This is a genomic window from Pseudomonas hunanensis (genome assembly GCF_013393325.1).
Lineage (GTDB): Bacteria > Pseudomonadota > Gammaproteobacteria > Pseudomonadales > Pseudomonadaceae > Aquipseudomonas > Aquipseudomonas putida_P.
In genome coordinates, this window is record NZ_QJRC01000094.1 from 15,781 (window position 1) to 33,284 (window position 17,504).

General features: G+C 64.0%; 17 protein-coding genes. 15 read left to right on the top strand and 2 right to left on the bottom strand.

The window, feature by feature from the left end; all coding sequences use genetic code 11:
- Positions 1 to 172: 172 nt before the first annotated feature.
- The 11 genes from purU (at position 173) to DM807_RS15505 (ending at position 11,589) form a co-directional block, all read left to right on the top strand.
- Complete coding sequence (gene purU, locus DM807_RS15455; protein WP_179027525.1) at positions 173 to 1,039, top strand: formyltetrahydrofolate deformylase; 867 nt, start codon at positions 173 to 175, stop codon at positions 1,037 to 1,039.
- On the top strand, positions 1,036 to 1,947 hold the full coding sequence (gene folD, locus DM807_RS15460; protein ID WP_179027526.1) for a bifunctional methylenetetrahydrofolate dehydrogenase/methenyltetrahydrofolate cyclohydrolase FolD: 912 nt from the start codon (positions 1,036 to 1,038) through the stop codon (positions 1,945 to 1,947). Before purU ends, folD begins: the two co-directional genes overlap by 4 nt.
- Positions 1,929 to 3,170, top strand: a complete 1,242-nt coding sequence (locus DM807_RS15465; protein WP_179027527.1) for an FAD-dependent oxidoreductase — start codon at positions 1,929 to 1,931, stop codon at positions 3,168 to 3,170. The genes folD and DM807_RS15465 overlap by 19 nt, the downstream gene beginning before the upstream one ends.
- A gap of 12 nt (positions 3,171 to 3,182) precedes the next feature.
- On the top strand, positions 3,183 to 3,488 hold the full coding sequence (locus DM807_RS15470; protein WP_012271755.1) for a sarcosine oxidase subunit delta: 306 nt from the start codon (positions 3,183 to 3,185) through the stop codon (positions 3,486 to 3,488).
- The gene (locus tag DM807_RS15475) at positions 3,485 to 6,388 is read left to right on the top strand and encodes a 2Fe-2S iron-sulfur cluster-binding protein (protein ID WP_179027528.1); all 2,904 of its coding nucleotides are present in this window, start codon (positions 3,485 to 3,487) and stop codon (positions 6,386 to 6,388) included. The genes DM807_RS15470 and DM807_RS15475 overlap by 4 nt, the downstream gene beginning before the upstream one ends.
- Before the next feature lie 3 nt (positions 6,389 to 6,391).
- On the top strand, positions 6,392 to 6,976 hold the full coding sequence (locus DM807_RS15480) for a sarcosine oxidase subunit gamma (RefSeq protein WP_012271753.1): 585 nt from the start codon (positions 6,392 to 6,394) through the stop codon (positions 6,974 to 6,976).
- A 144-nt stretch (positions 6,977 to 7,120) separates the two neighbouring features.
- A complete protein-coding gene (locus DM807_RS15485) occupies positions 7,121 to 7,543 on the top strand; it encodes a nuclear transport factor 2 family protein (protein WP_060492776.1) in 423 nt (140 codons plus the stop codon).
- Positions 7,540 to 8,292, top strand: a complete 753-nt coding sequence (locus DM807_RS15490; protein ID WP_012271751.1) for an SDR family NAD(P)-dependent oxidoreductase — start codon at positions 7,540 to 7,542, stop codon at positions 8,290 to 8,292. Before DM807_RS15485 ends, DM807_RS15490 begins: the two co-directional genes overlap by 4 nt.
- 3 nt (positions 8,293 to 8,295) lie before the next feature.
- Positions 8,296 to 9,543, top strand: coding sequence for an NAD(P)/FAD-dependent oxidoreductase (locus tag DM807_RS15495; protein WP_179027529.1), 1,248 nt, complete (start codon positions 8,296 to 8,298; stop codon positions 9,541 to 9,543).
- Positions 9,540 to 10,352 carry a DUF1365 domain-containing protein gene (locus DM807_RS15500; protein ID WP_069942773.1) on the top strand — a complete coding sequence of 271 codons (813 nt, stop codon included), beginning with the start codon at positions 9,540 to 9,542 and terminating at the stop codon, positions 10,350 to 10,352. The genes DM807_RS15495 and DM807_RS15500 overlap by 4 nt, the downstream gene beginning before the upstream one ends.
- Positions 10,327 to 11,589, top strand: a complete 1,263-nt coding sequence (locus DM807_RS15505; protein WP_012271748.1) for an SAM-dependent methyltransferase — start codon at positions 10,327 to 10,329, stop codon at positions 11,587 to 11,589. The genes DM807_RS15500 and DM807_RS15505 overlap by 26 nt, the downstream gene beginning before the upstream one ends.
- A 7-nt stretch (positions 11,590 to 11,596) precedes the next feature.
- On the opposite strand, the gene DM807_RS15510 is transcribed toward DM807_RS15505, so the two are convergent.
- Entirely contained in the window at positions 11,597 to 12,481 is an 885-nt protein-coding gene (locus tag DM807_RS15510) for a LysR family transcriptional regulator (protein ID WP_041166463.1), read from the bottom strand.
- Between the two features lie 146 nt (positions 12,482 to 12,627).
- Here DM807_RS15510 and DM807_RS15515 point away from each other — a divergent pair, with 146 nt between their 5' ends.
- Positions 12,628 to 13,647, top strand: coding sequence for an alpha/beta hydrolase (locus DM807_RS15515; protein ID WP_012271746.1), 1,020 nt, complete (start codon positions 12,628 to 12,630; stop codon positions 13,645 to 13,647).
- 64 nt (positions 13,648 to 13,711) lie between these two features.
- On the opposite strand, the gene DM807_RS15520 is transcribed toward DM807_RS15515, so the two are convergent.
- A complete protein-coding gene (locus DM807_RS15520) occupies positions 13,712 to 14,005 on the bottom strand; it encodes a DUF1330 domain-containing protein (protein WP_012271745.1) in 294 nt (97 codons plus the stop codon).
- A 78-nt stretch (positions 14,006 to 14,083) separates the two neighbouring features.
- On the opposite strand from DM807_RS15520, the gene ribBA reads away from it, so the two are divergent.
- The 3 genes from ribBA to DM807_RS15535 all read left to right on the top strand — a co-directional run bounded on the left by ribBA (position 14,084) and on the right by DM807_RS15535 (position 17,501).
- Positions 14,084 to 15,205 carry a bifunctional 3,4-dihydroxy-2-butanone-4-phosphate synthase/GTP cyclohydrolase II gene (gene ribBA, locus DM807_RS15525; protein ID WP_060515561.1) on the top strand — a complete coding sequence of 374 codons (1,122 nt, stop codon included), beginning with the start codon at positions 14,084 to 14,086 and terminating at the stop codon, positions 15,203 to 15,205.
- A 356-nt stretch (positions 15,206 to 15,561) separates the two neighbouring features.
- On the top strand, positions 15,562 to 16,587 hold the full coding sequence (locus DM807_RS15530; protein ID WP_012271743.1) for an ABC transporter substrate-binding protein: 1,026 nt from the start codon (positions 15,562 to 15,564) through the stop codon (positions 16,585 to 16,587).
- The gene (locus tag DM807_RS15535) at positions 16,584 to 17,501 is read left to right on the top strand and encodes an ABC transporter permease (RefSeq protein WP_060492782.1); all 918 of its coding nucleotides are present in this window, start codon (positions 16,584 to 16,586) and stop codon (positions 17,499 to 17,501) included. The genes DM807_RS15530 and DM807_RS15535 overlap by 4 nt, the downstream gene beginning before the upstream one ends.
- Positions 17,502 to 17,504: the final 3 nt, after the last annotated feature.

The window sequence follows — 17,504 nt, forward strand, 5'->3', positions numbered from 1 at the left end:
TTCCTGCCAGGATAAAAAATTTCACAAACATCTAGACCACAACCCCTCATATCGCCTATAAATCTCCAAAAGGAAATTTATATTCCTACCAAGAAACACCCTTCGCACCGTCGCGAATCTTCTTTTGCCCTTGTGCCCGACCTGCCCCACTCCATCACGAGGCCTATCCGACATGCATCCCGCTCCCGATCACTTCATCCTGCGCGTCAGTTGCCCGGCCGTGTCCGGCATCGTCGCTGCGGTGACCACTTACCTGGCCGAGCACGGTTGCTACATCAGCGAGATGGCGCAGTTCGACGACGAGGACAATGGGCGCTTCTTCATGCGCGCGGTGTTCCGCTTCAACACCGGTGTCAGCGGCGACACACCACAGCTGGAGGCTGGCTTTACCGACGTGGCCCAGCGCTTCGAAATGCAATGGAGCCTGCACAGCAGCGCCCGGCCGATGCGTGTGCTGCTGATGGTGAGCAAGTTCGACCACTGCCTGTCCGACCTGTTGTACCGGCATGCCAAGGGCGAACTGGACATGCAGATCACCGCCGTGGTCTCCAATCACCTGGACCTGCGCCCCATGGCCGAGCGCCAGGGCATTCGCTTCGTTTACCTGCCGGTCACCAAGGAAACCAAGGCCGAACAGGAAGCCGCACTGCTGCGTATCGTCGAGGACACCGGCACCGAACTGGTGGTGCTGGCGCGCTACATGCAAATCCTCTCCGATGACCTGTGCCGCCAGCTGTCGGGCCGGGCGATCAACATCCATCACTCGTTCCTGCCCGGTTTCAAAGGCGCCAAGCCCTACCACCAGGCCTATCAGCGCGGGGTAAAACTGATCGGCGCCACCGCCCACTACGTGACCCGCGACCTGGACGAAGGGCCGATCATCGAGCAGGAAGTGCAACGCGTGGACCACGCCTATGCCCCGGACGCTCTGGTGGCCATCGGCCGCGACACCGAGACCATCGCCCTGTCCCGCGCGGTGAAATACCACCTTGAACACCGGGTATTCCTTAACCACGACCGCACGGTGATCTTCAAATGAACGCACTTACCAGCCTCAAGCTGATCGACGGCAAGGCCACCGCCGCGCGTGTGCTGGCCGAGGTACGCGAGCAGGTGCAGGAACTGCGCCAGGGCGGCGTGCAACCGGGCCTGGTCGTGGTGCTGGTGGGTGCCGATGCCGCCAGCCAGGTGTACGTGCGCAATAAAGTACTGCGCGCCGAAGAGGTGGGCATCCGCTCGCAGGAACATCGCCTGCCCGCCGACACCACCCAGGCCTACCTGCTGACCTTGATCGACCGCCTGAACCGCGACCCCGAGGTGAACGGCATCCTCGTGCAACTGCCGTTGCCCGCGCACATCGACGAGCATTGCGTATTGCAGGCCATCAACCCGCTCAAGGACGTGGACGGCTTCCACAGCGAGAACGTCGGTGGCCTGGCCCAGGGCCGCGATGTGCTGACCCCGTGCACCCCCAGCGGCTGCATGCGCCTGCTGCGCGACGCCTGTGGCGAGCTGCGTGGCAAACATGCGGTAGTGGTCGGCCGCTCGAACATCGTCGGCAAGCCCATGGCTGCCCTGCTGTTGCAGGCCGACTGCACGGTGACTGTGGTGCATTCACGCAGCCGCGACCTGCCCGCGTTGTGCCGCCAGGCCGACATCCTGGTTGCCGCAGTGGGCAAGCCACGGCTGATCGGTGCCGATTGCCTCAAACCCGGTGCGGTGGTGATCGACGTCGGCATCAACCGCATCAATGAAGACGGCCAAAACCACCTGGTCGGTGATGTCGATTTCGCCGCTGCCCTGCCCCAGGTCGCCGGCATTACCCCGGTCCCCGGCGGCGTCGGCCCGATGACCATCGCCTACTTGATGAAAAACACCCTGCTCGCCCTCGACCTGCAACAACAGGCCGCCCACCAGGAGCGCACCGCATGCCTTTCGCCCTGCTGAAATACGGCCTGAGCGCCGACTACCCGGTGGAGGTCGACCTGCCGCCACCGTGCGAACTCAAGCCACGCTATGACGTGGTGATCATCGGCGGCGGCGGCCACGGCCTGGCCATCGCCTACTACCTGGCCAAGTACCACGGTGTGACCAACGTCGCCGTGCTGGAAAAAGCCTACCTGGGGGGCGGCAACACCGCGCGCAACACCGCCGTGATCCGCTCCAACTACCTCACCAGCGAAGGTGTGCGCTTCTACGCAGAATCGGTGCGCATGTTCCAGAACCTGTCGAACGAGTTCGACTTCAACATCATGTATTCCGAGCGCGGCCAGCTTACCCTGGCGCACACCGACGCCACCGTGCGCGCCTTCCGCCAGCGCGCCGAAGTGAACAAGCACTTCGGCGGGCGCAGCGAAATGATCGATCGCCAACAGATCCGCGAGCTGGTGCCCAGCCTGAACCTGGACCCCGGCCACCTGCCGGTGCTGGCGGGCCTGTGGCACATCGACGGCGCCACCGCGCGCCACGACGCGGTGGCCTGGGGCTACGCCAAACAGGCAGCCAGGCGCGGCGTGCAAATCCACCAACTGACCGAAGTGCAGGACTTGCTGATCCGCAATGGCCGCATCGAGGCGGTGAAGACCAACCGCGGCACGGTGCAATGCGGCTGCGTGGTCCAGGCCGTGGCGGGTACCAGTTCGCTGTTGATGGCAAAGGCCGGCATCCGCGCGCCGATCCACACCTACCCGCTGCAAGCCATGGTCACCCAGCCCTTCAAGCCGTTTCTCGACCCGCTGGTAAGTTCGTCGGCGCTGCACTGCTACGTGCAGCAGACCAGCCGAGGCGAAATCGTCTTTGGCGGCGGCTCCGACCCTTACCCGCTGTACAACACCCGCCCCACCCTCGACCTCAAGGAAAGCCTGCTGGCCCACGCCATCGAAATGTTCCCGTTCATGGCCAACGCCAAGCTGATGCGCCAGTGGGCCGGGATGACCGATATGACCCCGGACTACAGCCCGATCATGGGCCTGTCACCGGTGCAGAACTACTACCTGGATGCTGGCTGGGGCACCTGGGGGTTCAAGGCCACGCCGATCTGCGGCAAGGCCATGGCCGAGTTGGTCGCCAGCGGCGGCAAGGTGCCCGAGCTGATTGCCCCCTTCGCCCTCGAGCGCTTCAGCCGCTTCCAGCAAGTCAACGAAATGGGCGCCACTGCGGCCAGCCACTAGGAGCACATGACGATGAAAATCCTGACCTGCCCCTTGAACGGCCCGCGCAACATCAGCGAATTCACCTACGGCGGCGAGTGCAAGCACATGCCCGACCCGGCCAACTGCAGCGATACCGAGTGGGCCGACTATGTGTTCAATAGCGACAACCTGGCCGGGGTGGTGCTCGAGTGGTGGCTGCACAACGCTTCCAGCTACTGGTTTCTGGCCGAGCGCCACACGGTAAGCGACCAGGTGCTGCGCACCTTCGACCCGAAAGCACTGTTCGACCGCCGCGTCGACTTCACCCCCGCCGCCACCCCGGAGATCGCCGGATGAACAGCCACACTCGCCTCCCCGCGCCCATGGGCCTGCTGATCGACCGCGAACGCCCCTTGCGTTTCCAGTTCGACGGCCAGGCCTGTTCGGGCTTTGCCGGTGACAGCATTGCCAGCGCCCTGCTTGGCAGCGGCCGCTGGTTGCTGTCGCGTTCATTCAAATACCACCGCCCACGCGGCCCGCTGAGCATGGCCGGGCAAGATGCCAACACCCTGGTGCAACTGCCTGAGGAACCCAACGTGCTGGCCGACCTGGAAGCCGCCCGCGACGGGCAGGTGGTCGAAGGGCAGAACTTCAACGGCAGCCTGGAGCACGACCGCGACGCCTACCTGGGCAAGTGCTCGCGCTTCATGCCGGTGGGTTTCTATTACCGCTCGTTCTACAAGCCCAAAGGCATGTGGAAGGTGTGGGAGCCGCTGATTCGCAAAAAGGCCGGCCTGGGCGTGCTCGACCAAGGCTTCAAGCCACAGTACTACGACAAGGCCTACCTGTTTGTCGATGTCGCCGTCATCGGCGCAGGCCCTGCCGGCCTGCGCGCGGCGCTGGACGCAGCCAATGCCGGGGCCAAGGTGTTGCTGATCGAGCAACAGCCCGTGCTTGGCGGCTCGCTCACCTACGCCCGCTTTGACATCGCCGGCACGCGTGCCGCCAGCCTGCGTCAGGAGTTGCTGGCAGCCGTAGAGGGTCACCCGAATATCCAGGTGCTGCTGGACGCCACCTGCAACGGCTGGTTCACCGACCACTACCTGCCAGTGATCCAGCACAAGCGCCTGTACAAGGTGCGTGCCGGCCGTTGCCTGGTGGCGGCCGGTTCGTTCGACCAGCCGGTGGTGTTCCGCAACAACGACCTGCCCGGTGTGATGCTGACCAGCGCCGCACAGCGGCTGATGAAGCTGTACGCGGTCAAACCGGGCCAGCGCGCAGTGATCCTGACCGGCCATGATGACGGCTACCTTGCCGCGCTCGACCTGCAGGAACAAGGCGTGGCTGTGGCTGCTGTGATCGACATGCGCGCCGCACCGGCCGATGCCACGCTGGCCGCCGAGCTCAAGCGCCGCGATATCCCTGTGCACCTGGGCAGCACCGTGTACGAAGCGCTGCACGAAGCGGGCATGCGCCATGTCAGTGGCGTGGACATTCGCCCAATCACCGGCCAGGGCAAGGTTGGCCCGCATGGCCTGCGCCTGGCCTGTGACCTGCTGTGCATGTCGGCGGGCTACATGCCGGTGTACCAGTTGCTGTGCCAGGCCGGTGGCAAGCTGGCCTATGACATCGACCGCGACGAGTTCGCCATCAGCCACCTGCCAGCCGGGCTGGATATCGCCGGTTCGGTGAACGGCCGCCATGCGCTAGGCAACGTGCTGGCCGACGCCACCCGTGGGGCGGCCGAAGCCGTGGCCGCGCTGGGCCTGCAAGCGCCGGTGCAGCCGCTGTTCAACGCCGAGGCCAAGGTCAACTTCCCCTGGCCGATCTTCCCGCACCCCAAGGGCAAGGATTTCGTCGATTTCGACGAAGACCTGCAGGTGCGCGACATCGTCAACGCCACCCGCAGCGGCTACCGCGATGTGCAACTGGTCAAACGCTTCTCCACGGTCGGCATGGGCCCATCCCAGGGCCGCCACTCGGCACTGCCCACCGCGCGCCTGGTGGCCCATGCCACCGGCCGCAGCATCAGCGAGACCGGCGTGACCACTGCCCGCCCACCGTTCCAGGCAGAAAAGCTGGCACACATTGCCGGCCGCGCCTTCGACCCGTACCGGCAAACGCCAATGCACTGCCGCCACCTGCAAGCCGGGGCGAACATGATGCCCGCCGGCATCTGGCAGCGCCCGGCCTACTATGGCAAGCCGGAGGAACGCGATCGCTGCATGCAGGAAGAAGCCCGGCATGTACGTGAAAAAGTCGGCCTGATCGACGTCTCCACGCTCGGCGGCCTGGACGTGCGTGGCCCGGATGCGGCCGAACTGCTGGAACGCCTCTACACCTTCGGCTTCGCCAAACTGCCTGTTGGCCGCACCCGCTATGCGTTGATGACCAACGAGCACGGCGTGGTCATCGACGATGGTGTCTGCGCACGCTTGGGCGAGCAGCACTTCTACGTGACCGCCACCACCAGCGGCGTCGACCGCATCTACCAACAGATGCTGAAGTGGAACGCGCAGTGGCGCCTGGACGTGGACATCACCAACGTCACCGCTGCCCTGGCCGCCGTCAACCTGGCCGGGCCACTGTCACGCCAGGTGCTGGCCAAGGTGTGCGATGACGTAGACCTGGCCGCCGGAGCCTTCCCTTACCTGGGCGTACGCCAGGGCAAGGTGGCAGGCATTGCTGCACGTATCCTGCGAGTCGGCTTTGTCGGTGAGCTGGGCTATGAAGTGCACGTACCAGCGCGCCATGCCGAGCGGCTGTGGGATACCTTGATGCAGGCGGGTGCCGGGTTGGGCATTCGCCCCTTCGGCGTCGAGACCCAACGCCTGCTGCGCCTGGAAAAAGGCCACGTGATCATCGGCCAGGACACCGACGGCATGACGCACCCGGCGGAAATCGACATGCAGTGGGCCATCGGTCGCAAGAAGCCGTTCTTCGTTGGCAAGCGCTCGATCGAAATCCTCGAAGCACAGCCGCTCAAGCGCAAGCTGGTCGGTTTCACGCTGCCCAAAAGCAGCCCGCGACCACTGGAGGGGCACCTGGTGCTGGACGGCCGGGACATCAGCGGTAACGTCACCTCCTGCGAGTACTCGCAAACCCTGGGGCAGATCATCGGCCTGGCCTATGCCGGCGCCCACCAGGCCAGCCCCGGCATGCTCATCCCGATTCGCACCGACGGTGGCGTGATGGTCAATGCCAAGGTGGTAGCGCTGCCGTTCCACGACCCCGACAACCTGCGCCAGGAGCTCTGAGCCATGACCCGTTTGCAAGCCGAAGCGTTTATCCCTCGCAACCCGCGAGCCGAACTGCTGCACACCTGTGCGTTGACTGACTTGACTGCGTTGGCGCGGGTTGGATTTCGCGGCGCAGACAGCGCCGCCTACCTTCAGCAACGTGGATACCGTTTGCCCACGCAGCCGAACCAGGCCGTGCGTCAGCATGATGGAAGCTGGGTGGCGCGATTGTCGCAGGCCGAGTACCTGCTGCTGGGCAGCCTGGCCGACGATGGCGCACGGGTGGCGGATGTAGAGGCCGAGTGGGTGCAGGATGCCCAGCGCAATTACCTGCTGCCGCGCCAGGACAGCCATGCCTGGCTACAACTGTCGGGGGTGCATGGCAGCGCGGTGATGGCCAAGTTGTGCGGGGTGGATCTGCGTGCCGGGGCGTTTCCGGTTGGGACGGTGGCGCAGACCTCGGTGGCGCGGATCAATATGATTGTGCTGAATGTAGGCAGTGATGAGCGGCCGGCGTTGCAGCTGCTGTTTGATCGGGCTTCGCTGGCGTATGTGTGCGAGGCGGTGCTGGATGCCATGGGTGAGTTTGGTGGGGGGATGGTCTAGCGGGGGGTGTTCGCCGCATGATTTTTGGCGCCTGGGAGATCGAGCGTCGCGCGAAAACTGTACAAAAATTTTCTTCTGTATAGATTTATCCAGAGACCTGCACTATACCTTGTACAGCAAATTAATTTTGTACAGGTATTGTGCATGTCCACCTACCTGCGATCCTTCGCCGAACGCTTTGCCACGCTGGATACGCACAACCTCGACCTGTTGGGTGACCTGTACAGCGAGGACGTCGCCTTCCGCGACCCCTTGCACCAGTTCACCGGCCTTCCCGCGCTGCGGGCTTATTTCGCCCAGCTGTACGCCAAGGTTTCCGACTGCCACTACCGCTTCGAGGGCACCGACGAACTACAGCCGGGCCATGGCTACATTCGTTGGACGTTGCACTATCGCCACCCGCAACTGGCCAGCGGGCAACTGATCAGCCTGCAAGGCTGCAGCCACCTGCGCTGGCATGAGCGGGTGTATTTTCACCAGGACTACTTCGACGCCGGTGCCCTGCTGTACGAACATCTGCCGATCATGGGCAGCGCGATTCGCTGGCTCAAAGGAAGGCTGGCATGAGCCGTTGCTGGCTGACCGGTGCCAGCAGTGGCATGGGTGCCGCGCTGGCGTTGCACCTGCTGGAACAAGGCCACCAGGTAGCGTTGGGCGCACGCCGGGCAGACAAGCTGACAGCACTGGCCGAACGGTTTCCGGACCAGGTACTGCTGGCAGTCGGCGATATCGATCAACCTGGGCAAGTGGCGCGAATCGCCGAGCAGATCGAGCACGCCTGGGGCGCACTGGACCAAGTGATTCTCAATGCGGGCACTTGCGAGTACCTGGAGCCTGGGCACTTCGACCCTGCCCTGATCGACCGAGTGATACGCACCAACCTGACCGGCACCAGCTTATGCCTTGCCGCCGCCCTGCCCTTGCTGCGCCACGGCCAGCGGCCACACCTGGTGGTCATGGGCAGCTCGGTGAGCTGGCTGGCATTGCCGCGTGCGGGTGCCTATGGTGCCTCCAAAGCGGCATTGCGGTACCTGGTCGAGTCCCTGCGCATCGACCTGGTCGGCGAAGGCATCGATGTCACCTTGGTCTGCCCCGGCTTCGTCGACACGCCACTGACCCGCCGCAACGACTTCCCCATGCCCCAGCTGTGGAGCGCCGAGCGCGCCGCCGCCCATATCATCGCGCGCCTGCCACACCGCCCGCTGGAAATAGCCTTCCCCGCCACCTTCACCCTGGTGCTGCGCCTGCTAGGTGCACTGCCGGCGCGCTGGCGCCTTAAGCTGGGCCGCCGCCTGGCGCGCCAACCACAGGGCTGACCCATGCGTATCGCCATCATCGGTAGCGGTATCGCCGGCCTCACCTGTGCCCACCTGCTGTCACGTCGTAACGAGGTCACGGTGTTCGAGGCCGCGAACCGGGTCGGCGGGCATACCCATACCGTCGATGTGCAGTGGCAGGGCCAAGGCTACTCGATAGATACCGGTTTCATCGTCTTCAACGACTGGACCTACCCGCACTTCATCCGCCTGCTCAAGCATCTGGGTGTCGCCTCGCGCCCCACCGAAATGAGCTTTTCGGTGCATGACCCGCGCACGGGGTTCGAGTACAACGGCCACGACCTGGTCACGCTGTTTGCCCAGCGGCGCAACCTGCTGTCCCCGCCATTCTGGGGAATGCTGCGCGATGTGCTGCGCTTCAACCGCGAGGCCACCGCCGACCTGAACCAGCAACGGATCGAGAGCGCCACCACGCTGGGCAGTTATCTGCATGCCCAAGGCTATGGGCGGCGCTTCATCGACCATTACATCGTGCCGATGGGGTCAGCGATCTGGTCGATGTCGCCGGCCGATTTGCTGGGCTTCCCGTTGCAGTTTTTCGTGCGGTTCTGTAACAACCACGGCTTGCTGTCGGTCAACCATCGCCCGCAATGGCAGGTTATCGACGCAGGCTCACGCGCGTACCTCAGGCCTCTGTGCCAGCCCTTTGCCGATCGCATCCGGCTGAGCTGCCCGGTGCATCAGGTAAAACGTGACGACCTCGGCGTGACGGTTACCTGGGCCAGCGGTAATGAGCGATTCGACAAGGTGGTATTTGCCTGTCACAGCGACCAGGCACTGGCCCTGCTGGCACCGCCAAGCGAACATGAGCGCGCCATCCTGGGTGCCATCCACTACGCCAGCAACGACGTGGTGCTGCACACCGACACGCGCCTGCTGCCACAACGGCGCAGGGCCTGGGCCAGCTGGAACTACCGCCTGGGCGGCAACGCGCAGGCGCCTGCCGCACTCACCTACAACATGAACATCCTTCAGGGCATCAAGGCGCCGGCCACGTTCTGCGTAAGCCTCAACCAGACCGCGCAGGTGGACCCTGCACAGATACTTGCCCGCTTCGAGTATGCCCACCCGCAGTACAGCCTTGACGCTCTGACGGCACAGGCTCGGCAGGGCGAACTGCAGGGGCGTTTGCACAGTTATTACTGCGGCGCCTACTGGGGCAATGGTTTTCACGAAGACGGGGTGCTAAGCGCGCTGAACGTCGCCCAGCACTTTGGAGAACAGTTGTGAACAGCAACCTGTGCCAGGGCTGGCTGAGCCACCGGCGGCTGAGCCCACGCTACCATGCGTTTCGTTACCGGGTTGGCATGTTTTACCTGGATCTCAACGAACAACCCCAGCTCCTGCGCCTGTCCCGCTGGCTTGGGAGCTCCCGGCTGGCCCCCCTGTGCTGGCGTGAAACCGACTATCTGCCGGCGCTGACCCGCCAGGGCAGACCACTGGCCGAGGCCGCACGGCTGATGGTCGGTCAGGCTATCGGCCAAGCACCCGAAGGCGCCGTGCACCTGCTGACCCAACCGCGCTGCTGGGGGCTGTCGTTCAACCCAGTGAGTGTCTATTTCTGCCATGACCGGCAAGGCCAGCTCGCGGCTATTTTGCTGGAAGTGCGCAACACCCCCTGGCGTGAACGTTTCCACTATGTACTGCCCGTGAACGATGGCCTGAGCCAGACATTTACCCTGGCCAAAGCCTTCCATGTCTCGCCGTTCATGCCACTGAACATGGACTACCACCTGCAGTTCGCCCTCGATGCACAGCGGGTGCGCATCCACATGCAGAACTGGCGCGCCGGGCACAAGGTGTTCGAAGCCGACCTGGCGCTGCAACGTCAGCCGCTGGACCGCGCGGCCTTGCAGCGGCACATCCTGAGCTTTCCGTGGATGAGCCTGCGCACCCTCTCCGGCATTTACTGGCAGGCCCTGCGCCTGCTGCTGAAACGTACCCCTCTACATGACCATATCGCCAGCCAGCACGACCTGGCATTCGGCCAACCTGCCCGCGAGGAGCCCGACCATGCCCGAACCGACCCTGAGCGTTAGCAAATCGGCAAGCATTGCCCCGCTGCTCGGCGGCCTGGCCAGGCGCGCAGTGCTCGCGCAGTTGCGCCAACTGCGCCACGGCAACCTGCGCCTGATCTGCCAAGGCCAGCAATGGACGTTCGGCGACGTTGCCAGCCCGCTTTACGCGGAAGTGGAAGTGATTGATGACGCCGCCTGGGGCCTGGTCGCCGGCAATGGTTCGATTGGTGCCGGAGAAGGCTATATTCACGGCTACTGGCGCAGCTCGGACCTGGCCGCTGTCACCCGGTTGTTCGTTGCCAACCTGGATGTTCTCGATGCCATGGAGGGCGGCCTGGCACGCCTGGCGCGCCCGGCCCTGCGCCTGCTGCACCGCCTCAACCGCAACAGCCGGCGCGGCGCGCGGCGCAATATCCTGGCGCATTACGACCTGGGCAATGACCTGTTCGAGCGCCTGCTGGACCCCACCATGATGTACTCCGCTGCGCAGTTCGACAGCCCCGGGCAAACCCTGGAGCAGGCCCAGACCAGCAAGCTGCGACGCATCTGCCAGAAACTTGAACTCAAGCCCGACGACCATCTGCTGGAGATCGGCAGCGGCTGGGGCAGCCTGGCCATCCACGCCGCACTGCAGCATGGCTGCCGGGTCACCACCGCCACGCTCTCGGCGGCGCAGTACGCCCATACCCTGCAGCGGGTCAAGGCCCTGGGCCTGGAGCAGCGCATCACCGTACTGCTCGAAGACTATCGCGACCTGCGCGGGCGCTTCGACAAGCTGGTATCGATCGAAATGATCGAAGCTGTCGGCCACCGCTACTTGCCGACCTACTTTCGCCAGTGCGCGTCGCTGCTCAAGGATGATGGCCTGATGCTGGTGCAAGCCATCACCATCCGCGACCAGCGCTACGCCCAGGCCAGGCGCTCGGTGGATTTTATCCAGCGCTATATTTTCCCCGGCGGCGCCTTGCCTTCGCTGAGCGTGCTGCTGGACACCGCCAGCCGCCAGACCGCGCTGAACCTGGTACACCTGGAGGATTTCGGCCAGGACTACGCGCGCACGCTGCGCCATTGGCGCGACAACCTGCGCCTGGCGCGCTCGGAACTAACGATGCTGGGGTATGACGATACCTTTCAGCGCTTGTGGGAGTTCTACCTGTGCTATTGCCAGGGCGGTTTCGAAGAACGCACCATCGGCGTGGCGCAACTGCTCTGGGCCGGGCCACAGGCGCGCAAGGCACCACTGCTGGCCCTGTGCTGAGGTAAACCTATAGTTGCACCAACCGCTCACGCAAGAAGTCGACAAAACCCTGCACCGGCCGCGCTACCTGCCGGTGCTGCGGATACACCGCTGATAACTGCAACGCCGGCGGCGTCCATTCTTCAAGCACACTCACCAGCCGCCCATCCGCCAACGCCTGGCCAACGATGAAGGTCGGCAGGTAGGTCACCCCCATGCCGGCGATGGCCGCATCCCTGAGCAACTCGCCGTTGTTGGCACGCATGCGCCCTGTCACCTGAATCGCCTGCGCCTTGCCGCCCTGGCGAAACTGCCACTGCACCTGTCGCGAATGCCCATAGGGCAGGCAGTCATGCCCGGCCAGATCCTCCGGTATTACCGGTACTGCCCGCGCCTGCAGGTACGCCGGACTCGCGCAGTAGACGCGCTCGACATTGGCAATACGCCGCGCAATCAGGCTGGAGTCCTCCAGCGCGCCAATGCGCAGCGCCAGGTCGTAGCCCTCGCCGATCAGGTCCACGGCGCGGTCGCTGAGGTCCACCTCTACATCTACTAGCGGGTGCAGTTGAAGAAACTCGGTCAGCAGGCAACCCAGGTGCGACATGGCGAACGACAGCGGCGCACTCAGGCGCAAGGTGCCGCGCAAGGCCTGGGCCTGGCCGCTGATGTCGTGCTCTACCTGCTGCACCTCACCCAACAAGCGCAAGGCCGACTGGTAGTAGTGCTGGCCCAGCGGTGTGGCATCCAGGCGCCGGGTGGAGCGGTTGAGCAGGCGAACGCCAAGGCGCTCCTCGAGCTGCATCAGGCGTCGGCTGACCGATTGCTTCGACATGCCCAGGCGGTCGGCGGCGGCGGTGAAACTGCCAGCCTCCATGACCTGGGCGAAGATCCGCATGTCTTCGTAAGGGTTCATTGTCTCGCTCATAGTGACAGTCAAACGCTTTATAGCGGCTTTTTCCTGCAAGTGCACCTGCCTAATCTACGCACAAGTCGCAGCGATGGCCCAGCAGGCCAGGCAAGACGCCCACTACCACCACTTGCATAGAAAAGGATTCGCTCATGAACATTGTCCACAAGGCCCTCACCGCCTCCCTCTTGGCCCTGTCCGTTTCCAGCGCTTTCGCCGCTGGCAGCCCTGGTGTCGAACAACACACTCAGGCCTTCCTCGAAGCCCTGGAAAAAGGGGGTGGCAAGCCGCTGGAGCAGCTCAGCCCAACAGACGCCCGCGCAGTGCTGACCGGCGCTCAGGCCTCGGTCAAGGTCGACCTTTCGGGCATCGAGGTAAAGGAGCGCACCATCCAGGCCAATGGCGAGTCGATCAAGCTGCAAGTAGTGCGCCCGGCCAACGCGAAGGGTGACCTGCCAGTGTTCATGTTCTTCCACGGTGGCGGCTGGGTGCTGGGCGACTTCCCCACCCACCAGCGGCTGATCCGCGACCTGGTAGTCGGCTCGGGTGCGGTGGCGGTCTACGTGGACTACACCCCATCGCCGGAAGCGCACTACCCGACGGCCATCAACCAGGCCTACGCCGCGACCCGCTGGGTGGCCGAGCATGGCAAGGCGATCGGCGTGGACGGCAAGCGCCTGGCCGTGGCCGGCAACAGCGTCGGCGGCAACATGGCGGCAGTCGTGGCGCTGAAAGCCAAAGAGGCCGGCACCCCTGCGCTGCGCTTCCAGCTGCTGCTGTGGCCGGTGACCGATGCGAGTTTCGAGACTGCCTCGTACAAGCAATTTGCCGAAGGGCACTTCCTGACCACAGGGATGATGAAGTGGTTCTGGGACAGCTACACCTCCGATACCAGTGCCCGTGCGCAGGTCTACGCATCGCCGCTGCGGGCCAGCACTGAGCAGCTCAAAGGCTTGCCGCCAGCACTGGTACAAACGGCTGAGTTCGATGTGTTGCGTGATGAAGGTGAGGCTTATGCCCGCAAGCTGAATGCTGCCGGTGTGACGGTTACCTCAGTGCGCTACAACGGCATGATCCATGACTATGGGCTGCTCAACCCACTGAGCCAGGTGCCGGCAGTGAAGGCGGCGATGCGCCAGGCGGCCGGTGAACTGAAAGTACACCTTCAATAACATTATCCACCCATGCGGCAGGGCCTGGTGCCCTGCCGGTCCGGGAGAGCCGTGAGACCATCACTCAAGGCTCGAACCCTTCGACAATGATCACTTCGGCCTTCGCCACACCTTGGCGATGGCTGCACGCTTGCTGGTACAACTCGGACCGGTAACACGCCACCGCCTGCTCGTACGAATCGAACTCGATCACCACGCTACGCTGGGGGGTAGACCGCCCTTCCATCGCCTCGCTGCGCCCACCACGGGCCAGGAAGCGGCCGCCGAACGCCTTGAAGGCAGCCGGGGCACGCTGGGTGTACTGCTGGTATTGCTCGGGGTCGGTCACGTCCACATGGGCGATCCAGTAAGCCTTCATCTGCTGCTCTCCTCTTAAGGCGATATTTATGTATGATGGTATACCATAATAATCACCCCACCACAGTGAGCGTGCAACATGGCTTTCAACACCATCGAGGAACTTCTCGAGGACTACCGGCAAGGCAAGATGGTCCTGCTGGTGGATGACGAGGACCGGGAAAACGAAGGCGACCTGTTGATCGCCGCCGAGCGTTGCGACGCCCAGGCCATCAACTTCATGGCCCGCCAAGCGCGTGGGCTGATCTGCCTGACCTTGACCGACGAGCACTGCCAGCGCCTGGGCCTGGAGCAGATGGTACCGGCTAACGGCAGCGTCTTCAGCACCGCGTTCACCGTGTCGATCGAGGCGGCCACGGGTGTCACCACCGGTATTTCCGCTGCCGACCGGGCGCGCACCGTGGCAGCGGCCATGGCCCCCAACGCGCGCCCCGAAGACCTGGTGCAACCGGGCCACATTTTCCCCCTGCGCGCCCGCGAAGGCGGCGTGCTGACCCGCGCCGGCCATACCGAAGCCGGCTGCGACTTGGCACGGCTGGCAGGCTTCAGCCCGGCTTCGGTGATCGTCGAAGTGCTCAACGACGACGGCACCATGGCCCGCCGCCCGGACCTGGAAGTGTTCGCTGCCCAGCATGGCATCAAGATCGGCACCATTGCCGACCTGATCCACTACCGCCTGAGCACCGAGCAGACCATCAAGCGCATCGGCGAACGCGAGCTGCCGACCGTGCATGGCATTTTCCGCCTGGTCAGCTATGAAGACCGCATCGAAGGTGGTGTGCACATGGCCATGGTCATGGGCGACATCCGTCGCGAACAACCGACCTTGGTGCGGGTGCACGTAATCGACCCACTGCGCGACCTGGTCGGTGCTGAATATGCAGGCCCGGCCAACTGGACGCTGTGGGCGGCGTTGCAGAAGGTGGCCGAGGAAGGTGCTGGCGTGGTGGTAATCCTGGCCAACCATGAGTCCTCCCAGGCATTGCTTGAACGCATACCGCAGTTGACTCAGCCGGTACGGCCTTACCAGCGTGGGCAGTCGAAGGTGTATTCCGAGGTGGGCACCGGCGCGCAGATTCTGCAGGACCTTGGCGTTGGCAAACTGCGTCACCTGGGGCCACCGCTGAAATACGCGGGCCTGGCGGGATATGAGCTGGAAGTGGTGCAGAGCATCCCGTTCGAGCCAGGTCTTCCAAGCTGACACCACCCCTTGTAGGAGCGGCCTTGTGTCGCGAAAGGGCCGCAGAGCGGCCCCAGCAATCTGTGCATCTGCTGACATCCTGGGGACGCTTCACGGCCCTTTCGCGACACAAGGCCGCTCCTACAAAAGCAGACCGCGACAAATTGAAGAGGTCGGAGTGATGGCCGGTCGCCTCACACCTCTTGCCAAAAGTTTGGAATACCATAATATGATATCCCGTAGACCTTAAATCTGCAGGCCGGCACCTACACTTAAAAACGGCCACCCGGACACTTTGTTTTTGCTGCTCCCCGAACACTGTTGGCGGGCGCACCACAAGCCCCGCCTCGAATAACAAAAGCAACGAGGGCGTAACCATGCTGTTGAGCAAACGTGTAACCGCAGTGCTGTCCGCCAGCCTGCTGACCCTGGCATGTCAGGCCGCCCAGGCCGCCGACAGCCTGAACTTCGTCAGCTGGGGCGGTACCACCCAGGACGCCCAGAAAGAAGCGTGGGCCGTACCGTTCAGCAAAGCCACCGACATCAAGGTCGTGCAGGACGGCCCCACCGACTACGGCAAGCTCAAGGCCATGGTCGAGAGCGGCAACGTGCAGTGGGATGTGGTTGACGTCGAAGCCGACTTTGCCCTGCGTGCCGCCAGCGAAGGCCTGCTCGAACCCCTCGATTTCAACCAGATAAAGCGCGACAAGATCGACCCGCGGTTCGTCTCCGACCACGGCGTCGGCTCGTTCTTCTTCTCCTTCGTACTCGGCTACAACGAAGGCAAGCTCGGTGCCAACAAACCGGTGGACTGGACCGCGCTGTTCGACACCAAGACCTACCCCGGCAAACGTGCCCTGTACAAGTGGCCGAGCCCCGGCGTGCTGGAACTGGCCCTGCTGGCCGACGGCGTAGCCCCAGACAAGCTGTACCCGCTGGACCTGGACCGCGCCTTCAAGAAGCTCGACACCATCAAGAAAGACATCGTCTGGTGGGGCGGCGGTGCCCAGTCGCAACAGCTGCTGGCCTCGGGTGAAGCCTCGCTTGGCCAGTTCTGGAACGGCCGCGTCTATGCCCTGCAGCAAGATGGCGCACCGGTGGGCGTGAGCTGGAAGCAGAACCTGGTCATGGCCGACTTCCTGGTCATTCCCAAAGGCGCCAAGAACAAGGATGCGGCCATGAAGTTCCTGGCCAACGCCAGCAGCGCCGAAGGCCAGGCCGAGTTCGCCAACAAGACCGCCTACGCGCCGGTCAACGTCGACAGCGTGGCCAAGCTGGACAAAGACCTGGCGCCGAACCTGCCAACAGCCTACGCCCAGGACCAGGTCACCCTCGACTTCGCCTACTGGGCCAAGAACGGTCAAGCCATCGCGGCCCGCTGGAATGAGTGGTTGGTCAAATGAAAGTCGCCATCAACGCCCTGCATAACGCGCAAGGTGCCCCCACGGGTGCCGGCGCGCCGGGCACCGCCCCCCGCCGCGCCAGCCTGAGCCAGCGCTGGAAAGGCAGCCGCAACCTGCTGCCGGCCCTGCTGTTCCTTGGCCTGTTCTTCTTCGCCCCGCTGGTCGGCCTGTTGCTGCGCGGGGTGCTTGAGCCAACCCCTGGGCTGGGCAACTACGAGCAACTGTTCGCCAACTCGGCCTACGCACGGGTACTGTTCAACACCTTCTCGGTGGCTGGCGTGGTCACCCTGATCAGCGTACTGCTGGGCTTCCCGCTGGCCTGGGCGATCACCCTGGTGCCCAAGGGCTGGGGCCGCTGGCTGCTGAACATCGTATTGCTGTCGATGTGGACCAGCCTGCTGGCACGCACCTACTCATGGCTGGTGCTGCTGCAGAGCTCGGGGGTGATCAACAAGGCGCTGATGGCCATGGGCATCATCGATGCCCCGCTGGAAATGGTGCACAACCTCACCGGCGTGGTGATCGGCATGAGCTACATCATGATCCCGTTCATCGTGCTGCCGCTGCAGGCGACCATGCACGCCATCGACCCGATGGTGCTGCAGGCGGGCTCCATCTGCGGCGCCAGCCCGTGGACCAACTTCTGGAAGGTATTTCTGCCGCTGTGTCGCTCGGGGCTGTTCTCCGGCGCGCTGATGGTGTTCGTGATGTCGCTCGGTTACTACGTCACCCCGGCGCTGCTGGGCGGTGCACAGAACATGATGCTGCCCGAATTCATCATCCAGCAGGTGCAGTCGTTCCTCAACTGGGGCCTGGCCAGCGCCGCCGCCGCACTGCTGGTGGCGATCACCCTGGTGCTCTTCTACCTGTACCTGAAGCTGCAGCCGGAATCCCCGGTTGGCAACGCGAGGTAAACC

What these genes read in the sequence shown, in the direction of transcription:
- purU (WP_179027525.1), top strand. Translation starts at nt 173, where the DNA reads ATGCATCCCGCTCCCGATCACTTCATCCTGCGCGTCAGTTGCCCGGCC.
- folD (WP_179027526.1), top strand. Translation starts at nt 1,036, where the DNA reads ATGAACGCACTTACCAGCCTCAAGCTGATCGACGGCAAGGCCACCGCC.
- DM807_RS15465 (WP_179027527.1), top strand. Translation starts at nt 1,929, where the DNA reads ATGCCTTTCGCCCTGCTGAAATACGGCCTGAGCGCCGACTACCCGGTG.
- DM807_RS15470 (WP_012271755.1), top strand. Translation starts at nt 3,183, where the DNA reads ATGAAAATCCTGACCTGCCCCTTGAACGGCCCGCGCAACATCAGCGAA.
- DM807_RS15475 (WP_179027528.1), top strand. Translation starts at nt 3,485, where the DNA reads ATGAACAGCCACACTCGCCTCCCCGCGCCCATGGGCCTGCTGATCGAC.
- DM807_RS15480 (WP_012271753.1), top strand. Translation starts at nt 6,392, where the DNA reads ATGACCCGTTTGCAAGCCGAAGCGTTTATCCCTCGCAACCCGCGAGCC.
- DM807_RS15485 (WP_060492776.1), top strand. Translation starts at nt 7,121, where the DNA reads ATGTCCACCTACCTGCGATCCTTCGCCGAACGCTTTGCCACGCTGGAT.
- DM807_RS15490 (WP_012271751.1), top strand. Translation starts at nt 7,540, where the DNA reads ATGAGCCGTTGCTGGCTGACCGGTGCCAGCAGTGGCATGGGTGCCGCG.
- DM807_RS15495 (WP_179027529.1), top strand. Translation starts at nt 8,296, where the DNA reads ATGCGTATCGCCATCATCGGTAGCGGTATCGCCGGCCTCACCTGTGCC.
- DM807_RS15505 (WP_012271748.1), top strand. Translation starts at nt 10,327, where the DNA reads ATGCCCGAACCGACCCTGAGCGTTAGCAAATCGGCAAGCATTGCCCCG.
- DM807_RS15510 (WP_041166463.1), bottom strand. Translation starts at nt 12,481, where the DNA reads ATGAACCCTTACGAAGACATGCGGATCTTCGCCCAGGTCATGGAGGCT.
- DM807_RS15515 (WP_012271746.1), top strand. Translation starts at nt 12,628, where the DNA reads ATGAACATTGTCCACAAGGCCCTCACCGCCTCCCTCTTGGCCCTGTCC.
- DM807_RS15520 (WP_012271745.1), bottom strand. Translation starts at nt 14,005, where the DNA reads ATGAAGGCTTACTGGATCGCCCATGTGGACGTGACCGACCCCGAGCAA.
- ribBA (WP_060515561.1), top strand. Translation starts at nt 14,084, where the DNA reads ATGGCTTTCAACACCATCGAGGAACTTCTCGAGGACTACCGGCAAGGC.
- DM807_RS15530 (WP_012271743.1), top strand. Translation starts at nt 15,562, where the DNA reads ATGCTGTTGAGCAAACGTGTAACCGCAGTGCTGTCCGCCAGCCTGCTG.
- DM807_RS15535 (WP_060492782.1), top strand. Translation starts at nt 16,584, where the DNA reads ATGAAAGTCGCCATCAACGCCCTGCATAACGCGCAAGGTGCCCCCACG.